Source organism: Chitinophaga sp. 05T412 (genome assembly GCF_056396465.1).
Genome location: NZ_JBFTLN010000001.1, coordinates 432,569 through 444,645, shown reverse-complemented (window position 1 = coordinate 444,645; position 12,077 = coordinate 432,569). Strand labels below are relative to the sequence as shown.

The window sequence follows — 12,077 nt, the reverse complement described above, 5'->3', positions numbered from 1 at the left end:
GTTATGAATCAACATATATCGTGGTATAACCGAATAAGCCTGCTCGCGGTGAGCGCCTTATTCCTGCTTTCAATATCCTGCACTAAAAATTTTGAAGATTACAACAGAGATCCGGCTAAGGCCACAGATTCTCTCTTGCAGTATGATTACATTGGGAAAGCGATTTTTCTGATTCAAATGGAAAAGAACGTTTTCCCCAATGCTACTACCGGTGACGCCTCTACGTACCAGGTAGCACAAAATTTATGTGCAGACGTTTTCAGTGGTATGTTGGCCTTTCCAACCCCCTTTGGTGGCGGCCGGAATAACGCCAATTATGCACTGAATGATGGATGGACACGGGCTTATTTCAATAATGAGTTGAATAACGTATTGAGTGGATGGCTGGAGATAAAAAGAAGGGACAGTGTTTCCAATCCTGAAATTTTTGCCGTAGCGCAAATCATTAAGGTGTTGTCTATGCAGCGGGTAACAGACCTTTACGGCCCTATGCCTTATTCCGCTTATGGTGGCGGAGGATTTAGCGTAGCCTACGATAGCCAGGAGTCTATATACCGTTCATTCTTTGTGGATCTGGATGGGGCGATAGCCAGTTTGGATAAATATTCCAAAGCATTTCCGGGTGCAAAACCAATTGCCAAATACGATCTGATATATGGTGGTGACTTTACAAAATGGATGCGCCTGGCCAATTCCATCAAGCTCCGAGCAGCGATGCGTCTGGCGTATGTACTGCCGGACCTTGCCAAACAAAAAGCAGAGGAAGCAGTGGCGGATGCACACGGTTTGTTGGCCGATAATGGTGATAATGCGTTGTTGCAAACCCAGGGTGGTATTACCATTGTGAACCCATTATATGTGATCTCAGAAACGTATGTTGCGGATACCCGTATGTCTGCCAACATGGAATCGTTCCTGACTGGATTTCATGATCCGAGAATTGCCGCGTATTTCAATACTTCCACGGAGTTTCCTGGTGTATATAAAGGCATTAGATCGGGAATTGATATTATTTCGAAAGATGACCGGAAAAACTTTTCAGGCCTCCATGTAACGGTATCTTCTCCTATTCAATGGATGACGGCTGCTGAAGTATATTTCCTGCGTGCAGAAGGTGCGGCAAGAAACTGGAACATGAATGGAAGCGCCAAAGCATTATATGAGCAAGGCGTACAGGTATCTTTCGCTAAAGATAACCTCCCCGGTGCGGCCACTTACCTGGCTGATAATACCAGCACTGCAGCCCCTTACAGCGATCCGGTAGATAGCAAGAATAATGTGGCAGCCGGCGACCCTGCGCTAAGTACCATTACTATTAAATGGGATGATGCGGCCGACTTTGAAACAAAACTGGAACGCATCATTACACAGAAATGGATTGCCATTTATCCAGAGGGTGGAGAAGGCTGGTCTGAATTCAGACGCACAGGTTATCCAAAAGTATTCCCAATCGTAGCGAATTACAGCAATGGCGTGATTAGTACAAAGACACGGATCAGGCGCCTGCCTTTCCCTTTGCCTGAGTATAACACCAATGCTACTGAAGTACAAAAGGCGGTAGCATTGTTGGGTGGAGGCCCGGACAATGGAAGTACCCGCTTATGGTGGGATAAGAAACCACTGTAGCAGGAGCCCGGCCTTTCATCCATTATCTATAATATCTCCTCGTCAAACCCATTATAACCCAAAGGAGGAGTTCAATTTTATATCTGGGCCTGATACCCACAGGGAGCCTTATTGTGAGAGCAAAACGTTAGCGCAGCCATTTTCCATTAGGATGGTGATAGAAAACTGATGCCCGGATTTTTATTTCACAACGCTGAATTTTTAATCCTTAAATCTTACAAAAAAATGCTAAGAACATCCTTCATTTTTACCCGCTTCTTTTCATTGGGAGCTGTCATCATGATGATGGTTACCAGTTGTTCCAAAAATTTGCAGAAAGTAACCCCTCAACCTTTATCCATTAATACCTCCATGGTAGCAAAGGGGCTTACCTTGTCGGGTTCAACACTCGACAGTCTCATTGCTTATAAAAACAGCCCACATCAGTTAATGATGGGCTACTACAGAACCTGGGGTGATTATGTAACCGATCCGGTTAATTACCATACACGCATGACGGATTTGCCAGACAGTTTAGATATTGTGAGTGTATTTACGGATTACACACCTCCTACCAATCCTTACTGGGACACACTCAAGCTGGTTTACATTCCCTATCTCCACGCGCGGGGTACCAAAGTAGTGTACACCGGTGGTTATTTTGCCGGCGCCTCTACCAATCCTACCGGGCTGGCTACATGGGTAAGCGGTATTGTAAGTATGATCAATACTTACAACTACGACGGATATGATATTGATATTGAAAGTACTGCTACCGGCGCCACCCTGCAGGATCAGATAGCGTGTTTCCAGGCATTGTCGCAGTATCTGGGGCCATTGTCCGGCACCGGAAAACTCCTTATTTATGACACCAACCAGAATGGCAATGCGCTGATGTCCGGTATCAAAAATATGGTGAGCTATGTGTTTTTACAGGCATATTGGAGAAATGTCACCAGTCTGCAGGGTACCTTTAATACGTATACGTCTTACATTGCTCCATCCAAATTTTTGGTAGGTGTATCTTATGAAGATGCTACTGGTTATCAGGCTGGCCAGATGCCTGCATATGCTGCATGGCAGCCAACGCAGGGCACCAAAGGCGGCGTATTTGCTTATGGTATTGATATGGAAGGTCCTAATACCGGCCGTAATTATGTAACCACCAGAGCCGCTATCCAGACGATGAATCCTGCTGCGGTGTATTTTTATCAGAACACCGGTTATGGTGGCACGATGTCGTTGCCGCTGGCAAAAGGTACTTATACTACAGCGCAACTGGCAGCAGCAGGTGTACCGGATAACTGGGCATCATCCGTAAAAATCCCTGTTGGCTGGACGGTTATTATGTATGATAATAACAATTTTACCGGAACGTCGTGGACACTCACTGCCAGCAATAGTTTATTTACCTCCTTGTCGCCAAGTGCAAATGATAAAATGTCTTCTGTGAAAATTCAATAGTAATTATTAGCGGCAGAAAGCAAAAAGCTACTTTAGCGGATGATCATCCGTTAAAGTAGCTTTCTGCTTTTTTGGAATACTGAATTTTTTTTTATTAATATTGATGGAATAATATTCCACCGGAAGAACAATGATGATTACACTATACAATAGCCACGGCATAACCTTCTGTTAATAATAGCATGTTAATTTTGTCTCCGTCATGGACAATACAACCAATCTGATTTCACCGAAACTGCTACTGCGCCTTCATCAGGGAGAGGAGGATGCTTTACGGTCGCTGCTTGACCTGCTGGGCCCGAAGGTGTTTGCCTATTGTAAAAAGAAGGTAGGCAATGAAGAAGATGCGGAAGAATTAGTGTTGGATATTTTTTTGAAGTTGTGGCATTTCCGGGAAAAAATCGATCAAACTGCAGATATACAGGTGTTGCTTTTTACCATTGCCCGTAACCATATTCTGAATTTTATCCGCCATAAAGCTACCCGTCAATTGGCCACTATGGAGCCTTCAGAAGCATTGCTGCTACAAGAAGATGGCATCTGCCAGCGCATGGATTATAACGAACTGCGCAGCCAATACCTGCAGGTATTGGATAAACTGGGTGAAAAACAACGTACCGTTTTCCGCATGAGCCGCGAAGAAGGCTTGTCACACCGCGAAATAGCGGATAAGCTGGGCATTTCGGTTCGTACCGTGGAAGCCCATATCCATAGCAGCCTGAAGGTGATCCGTACGGAATTAAAAGATGCCTATATATTAATTGTACTACTGCTGATCAGCTAAGCCAACGGGTTAACATTAAATTTATATTCCTCCACTAAGTAGTCCCTTCTTTTTTCGTGTATATAAGGGAAAGAGCCAGTTAAAAAGATGACGAAGTACGATGCCACGGACATGCAGGCGCTAATCCGGAAAATACAGGAAAATACGGCTACCGCAGAAGAGCTGCGGCGTTTCCTGCATATGACCAAACAGCCTGCCATGGACGAGTTGCTGCCTTATGGGGAATGGCAACAAACCGACGGAGAGGCATTGCCGCCGGGGCTAAAGGAGAAAGTAATACAGGCAGCGCCCCAACGCCGGACGCGCCCGCTGAAATTCTATCTCCGCAAAGCACTGCCCTATGCTGCCGCAGTGATGCTGTTGCTGGCGTTGCACCAGCTGCTGCCCCGCATAGGACAACGTGCACCTGCCCTGTTGGCGGTTGCTTCGAAGGATGGTGAAATAAAGCGTATAACCCTTCCTGATAGTACAACGGTAGTGCTCAATGCCCGGTCAACGATCCGGTATTCGGCAACGCCTGATACGCTCCGCGAAGTATTCCTGGAAGGAGAAGCCTGGTTCGATGTCCGCCCGAACGAACACAAACCTTTTGTGGTACACTCGGGCACACTCAGCACCCTTGTATTGGGTACGTCCTTTAATATCAGGGCATATCCCGGCGAAACACAACAGCTGGGCGTGGTATCAGGAAAAGTTCAGGTGAGCGCTCCGGAAGGAAAATCAGTACTCCTGATAAAAGGAGATCAGGTAACCTATGATGCAACAGCCAGCTTTGACCGCATCGCTACAGATCCGCAACAGATGAGCAGCTGGCAAAAGGGAGTTATCGACATGAATAACCTTACGCTGCAGCAGGTGGCGGCTATTCTGGAAAGATGGTACAGCGTGAAAGTCGTGCTGCTATCGCCCGGTATAGGCCAACATGTACTGTCCGGTACGCAAACCAATTCGTCATTAACAGCAACACTGGAGTCCATCTGTTTTGTATACAATCTGCAATACGTGCAGGATGGACAGCTCATCAAAATCCGTGAAAAATAAAACACGATGAGAAGACTGTAGCTCTCATACAACGCTTACAAAAATTAAAGTATGAAACTATCTTTATCCACGATCCGTGGCCTTACAAAAAAGGTCGCGCTACAATTCCTTTGCCTGCTGCTGGCCTTTACGCCTGCACTGGTTTCAAAGGCACAGGCTCCGGGACCGGACCAGCAAACGGTCAGTATTCATGTTAAACAAGCCACTGTGGTGGAGGTTTTTCGCCTGGTGGAAAAACAAACTCCCTTCCGCTTTCTATTTGATAAATCCCTGGAATCTTTTGCTACCAGGGTTTCTCTGCAATACAAAAACGCACCGGTATCTCAATTGCTGTCAGACATCGACAAACAAACGGGTCTTCAGTTTAAAACATCCGGAACCACTATTTCTGTAGCTGTAAAAAATAAACCTTCTCAGGTGCATCCGGGCGTGGACGCCCCAAAGCGGGAAATCACAGGCATTGTTCTGGATTCTACCGGGGAGGCTATGGTGGGAGTAAGTGTTTCTGTGAAAGGTAGTCGCGTAGGTACAGGCACCGATGTGAATGGAAGATATATCCTCTCCGTACCGGAAGATGCTACCCTCGAATTCAGCCTGATGGGCTATCGCAAACAGGAAGTATCAGTGGCCGGTAAAGATAAAATCAACATGATCATGCGGGAAGCCTCTTCTTCCCTGGAAGAAGTAGTGGTAGTAGGTTACGGTGAACAAAAAAAGATCAGCCTCGTTGGCGCACAGGCAACTATTACACCTAAAGACCTGAAACAACCGGTATCCAATCTTACCAACTCCCTCGGAGGCCGCATCGCTGGTATGGTATCCGTACAACGTAGCAGTGAACTGGGTTACAACGATGCTAATATTTATATCCGTGGTATCTCCACCTTTACAAAAGGACTCAGTGCCCCACTCACACTGGTAGACGGTGTACCACGTAGTATTGCCAACGTAGACCCTGAAGATATTGAGAGCTTTTCAGTTTTAAAAGACGCTTCTGCTACCGCTGTATATGGTGTTCGTGGGGCTAACGGCGTTATCCTCATCACCACCAAATCAGGTAAGCCAGGCAAGGCTGCTTACAGTGTCCGTTATACGGAAGGGATTACACAATTTGCCAAACTGCCATCTTTTGCAGATGGTCCTACTTACATGCAGATTTCCAATGAAGCCCTGAAAACACGTGGTAGCGCACCTATCTATACGGACGAAGCGATTCAGAAAACACGCGATGGCAGCGACCCTTACCTGTACCCTAATGTAGACTGGTTTAAGGAATTATTCCGCGACCATGGTAAGGTGAGAAATGCCAACGCCAGCATCAGCGGCGGTTCTGAAAAGGCGGTCTATTATATTGGCCTCGGTTACTTTGATGAGCTGGGTCTTTATAATGTGGATGGCTTATCAAAATATAATTCGTCCATTTATTCCAAACGGTATAGCATCACCTCTAATATGACGCTTACGCCGTCTAAAACCACGACGGTTAAACTGGGCATACAGGGTTATCTGAATAATGTAAACCTGCCAGCAACCGGCGTAAGCGACATTTTTACGGATGCTTTTTACCTGACTTCTGTGCAGATACCTATCCGCTACCCGGATGGTAAAATATCCGACTTGCGTGGTGGCGGTTTAAAAAATCCCTGGGCAGCACTCACGCAAACAGGTTATGCCAATCAGTGGAGAAACCAGCTGTATTCCAACCTGCGCCTTACCCAGGAACTGCCCTTCATCACCAAAGGATTGTCTGTTACCGGTATGTTTTCGTTTGATGCCTATAACTATGCGAGTAACCGCTATACGAAAACACCAGATACCTGGCTGGCTACCGGCCGCGATGCGGACGGGAAGCTGACTTATGAACAAACCGCCATTGGTACAGAATACCTCGCTTACAGTAAAAGCAATACAGGAGAACGTACTTTTTATAATGAATTAGCACTGAATTATAACCGTAGTTTTGGTAAACATGATGTGTCCGGCATGTTGCTGTACAACAAAAGCGATAAAGCCAATACGTATGTTGAAACCCTGGAAGCATCGCTGCCTTATCGCTTTCAAGGTCTCGCCGGCAGATTCACCTACGGCTTCAGCAATAAATATTTTGCGGAACTCAACTTCGGTTATAATGGTTCCGAAAACTTTTATCCCGACAAACGTTATGGCTTCTTCCCCTCTGCTGGACTGGGTTGGGTAGTGTCTGAAGAAAAATTCTTTGCACCGGTTAAAGATTATGTACAGCTCTTTAAAGTACGCTTCTCTCACGGTCTGGTAGGTAACAGTAATATCGACGGTAGGAGGTTTGCTTATCTGGCTACCGTTGCCAGTACCGGTGATTATAATTTCGGTAAGAACATGGACCAGAAATTCACTGGTAAAGAAATAGGGGAGTACGCCGTGGATGTACAATGGGAGACCTCCCGCAAAACCAACCTGGGATTTGATGTACAGGTGCTGGACGAAAGCTTGTCGCTGCAGGTGGACCTCTTTAAGGAATACCGCAGTGGCATCTTCCTAAGACGTAAATCCCTGCCTGGTTATATCGGTATGATCAACGCACCTTATGGCAACATAGGTATCATCGATAATAAAGGCATCGATGCTTCTGTCACTTATAACCGTCGCTTTGGAGAGTTGTCTGTTCAGCTGTTGGGTAATTTCACCTATAACAAAAATACAGTAGTAGAGAATGATGATCCGGCGTGGAAATACCCCTGGCTGGAAAGAAAAGGTTACAAGGTAGATCAGCGCTTTGGCTACATTGCATTGGGCTTATTTGAAAGTGATGCAGATGTGAAGAACTCTCCCCGTCAGACCGGAGATGTGCGCGCCGGCGACATCAAATACAAAGACATTAACGGTGACGGGGTGATCGATAGCTACGACCAGGTGCCTATCGGCTACGGCGATATTCCAGAAATCATTTACGGCTTCGGGTTTACCGTAGGATATAAATCACTCAGCCTCTCTGCTTTATTCCAGGGCGCTGCCCATGTGGATGCGCTCTTGAGTGGCGAAGGTACCATGCCATTCCAGCAGGGGCTTGCCAGAGGAAATCTCTTTAGCAATATTACAGATCGTTGGACGGAAGATAACCCCCGCCAGGATGCCTTTTATCCCCGCCTGATGGCAGGTTCACTCAACGATAACTACGCCGCCAGCACCTGGTGGGTGAAACGCAGCGACTATCTGCGGTTGAAAACATTGCAGTTGAACTACAGCCTGCCGCAACGGTGGTTAAAACATATCGGCTTTAAATCATCCAGCATCTTCCTGCAAGGTGTTAATCTGCTGACTTTCTCTCCGTTCAAAATGTGGGATGTGGAAGTGGGTAATGGTAGAGGCGCGGCCTATTCCAGTACCAAATCGTATACCGTCGGCATTGCCGTGAATTTCTAACATTTAATCTTCTCCGGATGAACATAAAAAAACTCGCTTATTTAGCACTGGCTGGCGCTTCGTTCCTGGCTCCGTCCTGTAACAAGGACTTCCTCAACCAGGTGCCTGATGATCGTATTACTATTGAACAGGTATTTGCACGCAGACGTTATTCGGAAGAATACCTGGCCAATATTTATGCTACTATACCTAACGAAGCATACCGCAACACTTCTCCGTGGGAAGGCTGTTCTGATGATGCAGACATCACCTACGATCGTCCCGGTTCCGGTTATGACACCTATCCCATTAACCTGGGTAACTGGAGCGCTGCTTCCGGTTATATGGACACCTGGTCCAAATACTACCGTGGTATTCGCTCTGCCTCTTATTTTATCCAGCATATTGATGAAAATAAAGAGATAAAAGAACTGCCGAATGGTCAGGAACTGATCGATAAATACAAAGCAGAAGCCCGCTTCCTCCGCGCATTTTTCTATTATGGTCTGATACGTCAGTATGGTCCGGTTATCGTGCTGGGTGATACTCCTATTGCCGGTGACCTGGAACCTTCTGATGCAGAAATGCAGAAACCACGTAACAGCTATGATGAATGTGTAAACTACATTGTTGCTGAACTGGATCTGGCGGCTACCAAGCTACCTAAACATTTTACAGAACAGGCCGATGCCGACTATGGTCGTGCTACAGCGGCTGTTTGTAAAGCCATCAAAAGCCGCGTGTTGCTGCTTGCTGCCAGTCCGCAGTTCAATGGTAACTCCGACTACGCCAGCTTCCACAATAATGACGGTAAACAGCTGGTGAGCTCCACCTTCGATAAGGAAAAATGGAAACGCGCTGCAGATGCGGCCCGGGATGTGATCACCGGTTTTAGCTTTTCCCTGTATCGTAAAAATGATGCCGCCGGAAAGTATGATCCTTATTTATCCTGCCGCGATGTATTCCTTGATCCATGGAACAGTGAAGTGATCTTCGCGCGTACCACCAACAACCTGAAAGACTGGGAAAGATCTACTACCCCCCGGCTGGCGAATGGTTATGCGGCCGTGGCGGTGACGCAGCAACTGGTGGATGAGTTTGAAATGCAGAATGGTAAAGGTATCAAAGAAGGCGGCTCCGGTTATCAAGAAACAGGTTTTGCTACCGCGGCTACCAAATACACCACTACCGGTACTTACAACATGTACGTGAACCGTGAACCACGTTTCTACGTCAACGTTAGTTACAACGGTAGTTTGTGGATCAATACCAGCGAAGGCAACAAAGTCATCGAAACTTTCTTTACCGGTAATACCGGCAAAAAAGGTTCCTGGGATTTCCCCCGTACTGGTTATATCGCCCGTAAAAATGTGCATCCCAACAGTAACCCAAGGATCACGCAGTATATCGCCAGACCGTTTATACTGGTACGTTATGCAGAAATTTTGCTGAACTACGTAGAGGCACTGAATGAATATTCGCCTGGTGATCCGGATATCGCTAAATATCTCAATGAGATCCGTGATCGCGCTGGCTTACCGGAAGTGACTCCTGGCTTAGGTCAGAGCGACATGCGGGCTAAAATCCGTCATGAAAGAAGGGTAGAGCTGGCGCTGGAAAGCCTCCGTTACTTCGATACCCGTCGCTGGAAAATTGCGGAGCAAACGGATGGCGGCAATTTCTATGGGATGAACGTAGACGCAGGTACGAAACTTACCGACCTGGTGTTTTACCAGCGTACTGTTTTCGAAAGAAGGGTATTCCTCAAAAGCTATTACCTGTTTCCTGTTCCGCAGTCTGAAATGGACCGCGATAAAAACCTGGTACAAAATCCAGGCTGGTAAACACTTTTATTGATCTCAAACGACTCAACATGAAAATGAAAATATTGGCAGCGGGTGGTATGGCTATGTTGCTCGCCAGCTGTAGTCACAATAAGGACCTGCTTCGTAATATTTCCGATAGCACCGCCATGATATATATGCCGCAGGCGGTGAATAATCCGGCCGTATATAGTTTTGCCCGTTCAGCTACTACGGATTCAATTATATACGGCGCCAACTACGGCGGTCCGCACTCGCCTGGTGCAGATATCCAGGTACAGTTCCGTACCGACCCTTCGCTGGTGGAAAAATTCAATACAAAAAACTATACTAATTATCCCTTGTTACCGGAGGGGACTTACGAGCTGGAGCAATCCAGCTCAGTAATCCCCGCTGGCAGATATAGCACACCGGCGCTGATCATCAGGGTAAAGACGGATAATCTGGACGGCGTAGGTAATTACCTGCTGCCGGTCAGCATTACGACCAATGCAAAAGTGAATGAAGCGCTGCGTACCACTTATTTCCTCATCAATGCAAAATATACCAGTAATCCGTTCCCGCAGTTTGACCGTCAAACGTGGAAAATAACGAAGGTGTCTTCTGAAGAGCCTACCGGCGAAGGTGCTGCCAACGGGCATGCGATTCATGCGCTGGATGGCAACGATGATACCTACTGGACTACCGAGTGGAAAGCATCCAAACCGGGGCCGCCACATATCCTCACCATTGATATGCAAACGGCGCAGCAGGTTCATGGCTTTGCTATCACTGGCAGGACCGATAAGAAAACCGGTGAGTTAAAAGCTACGGGTAATCCTAAAAACATGATTATCGAAACAAGCCTTGATGGTAACGTATGGGACTATACGGAAACATTTACGCTGGATAATGTTAAGTTGAGCACCATATATCTGGCGTATGCCCGTCAGGCAAGGTTTTTCCGGTTTACCATCAATACCAGTCAGGGAGATACTTACCTGACTAATATGGCTGAAATAAACGCTTTTTAACTGACACGCCTATGCGCAGATACCTCATAGGAGGATTGTTGCTGGTATTATTTTCCTGCAGTAAATCCGGAAGGAAGAACGACGAAGGACCCACGCCGCCGGTAAAAGAGAAAGTCCGGTTGAAGGTGATGACGTACAACATCTACGGCGCCCGCGCCAGTACTGGTGCACCGGCCGACCTGACCCTGCTGGCCAAAGTGATCAACGAACAACAGCCGGACCTGGTAGCTTTGCAGGAAGTGGACGCGTTTACCAGTCGTACCGGTTCCACCGTACATCAGGCCAGAGAGCTGGCCGCCCTTACCGGCATGGAATGGTTCTATACGAAAGCCATTGATGTCTACGGAGGGCAGTTCGGCGATGCGGTGCTGTCACGGCTGCCTGTTAAGGAAACCAAACGGTATGCCTTGCCGGTAGATCCCAATGTAAGTGGAGAGTTCCGCTCTGTGGCCATGATTAAAGTCAATAAAGATGGAAAGGATTTTTACTTTGCTTCTACTCACCTGGATCATCTGGCATCCGAAAATAACCGGTTAGTACAGGCGGCGGAGCTGAAGAAGATCGTAGCAGGACTGGATCTGCCACTCATCATGGCCGGCGATCTTAATGCAGTGCCCACGTCTCAGACGATGGATATTATCCGGAGTTTCATGAACCTCGGTTGTGTGCAACAATGCCCGCTTACCTTCCCGTCGGATAAGCCGGACCGTACAATCGATTATATCATGACAACACCCAATAGCGGCTTTTCAGTAAGCTCCTATCAGCCGTTGACGGGATATCTGGCGGAGAAAAAAGTATATGCATCTGATCATTGTTCAGTAGTAGCTACCATTAGTATCAATTAGCAAAGAACGGATAAACGATGAATGCCGCAGCGGCTGTTTCCTTCACCGGAAGCAGCCGTTGCATTTATGCACAACGAGTCAATGAAAACAGTATTCATCTCCGATTTCATTCATCTCAAAA

8 protein-coding genes are annotated in these 12,077 nt (G+C 46.9%); all 8 read left to right on the top strand.

Going from position 1 to position 12,077, the window contains the following annotated elements; genetic code table 11:
• The first annotated feature begins 3 nt into the window (after positions 1 to 3).
• The 8 genes from AC1DFM_RS01685 (at position 4) to AC1DFM_RS01650 (ending at position 11,956) form a co-directional block, all read left to right on the top strand.
• On the top strand, positions 4 to 1,626 hold the full coding sequence (locus tag AC1DFM_RS01685; protein ID WP_477074992.1) for a RagB/SusD family nutrient uptake outer membrane protein: 1,623 nt from the start codon (positions 4 to 6) through the stop codon (positions 1,624 to 1,626).
• 225 nt (positions 1,627 to 1,851) lie between these two features.
• A complete protein-coding gene (locus tag AC1DFM_RS01680) occupies positions 1,852 to 3,069 on the top strand; it encodes an EndoS/ChiA family endoglycosidase (protein ID WP_477074991.1) in 1,218 nt (405 codons plus the stop codon).
• A gap of 202 nt (positions 3,070 to 3,271) precedes the next feature.
• Entirely contained in the window at positions 3,272 to 3,853 is a 582-nt protein-coding gene (locus tag AC1DFM_RS01675) for an RNA polymerase sigma-70 factor (protein ID WP_477074990.1), read from the top strand.
• A gap of 87 nt (positions 3,854 to 3,940) precedes the next feature.
• Positions 3,941 to 4,894, top strand: a complete 954-nt coding sequence (locus AC1DFM_RS01670; RefSeq protein ID WP_477074989.1) for a FecR family protein — start codon at positions 3,941 to 3,943, stop codon at positions 4,892 to 4,894.
• Between the two features lie 51 nt (positions 4,895 to 4,945).
• Entirely contained in the window at positions 4,946 to 8,293 is a 3,348-nt protein-coding gene (locus AC1DFM_RS01665) for a SusC/RagA family TonB-linked outer membrane protein (protein ID WP_477074988.1), read from the top strand.
• Between the two features lie 17 nt (positions 8,294 to 8,310).
• On the top strand, positions 8,311 to 10,116 hold the full coding sequence (locus tag AC1DFM_RS01660; protein WP_477074987.1) for a RagB/SusD family nutrient uptake outer membrane protein: 1,806 nt from the start codon (positions 8,311 to 8,313) through the stop codon (positions 10,114 to 10,116).
• Between the two features lie 29 nt (positions 10,117 to 10,145).
• Positions 10,146 to 11,108 (top strand): BT_3987 domain-containing protein, encoded by a 963-nt coding sequence (locus AC1DFM_RS01655; protein WP_477074986.1) that lies wholly within the window; start codon positions 10,146 to 10,148, stop codon positions 11,106 to 11,108.
• 11 nt (positions 11,109 to 11,119) lie between these two features.
• A complete protein-coding gene (locus tag AC1DFM_RS01650) occupies positions 11,120 to 11,956 on the top strand; it encodes an endonuclease/exonuclease/phosphatase family protein (protein ID WP_477074985.1) in 837 nt (278 codons plus the stop codon).
• Positions 11,957 to 12,077: the final 121 nt, after the last annotated feature.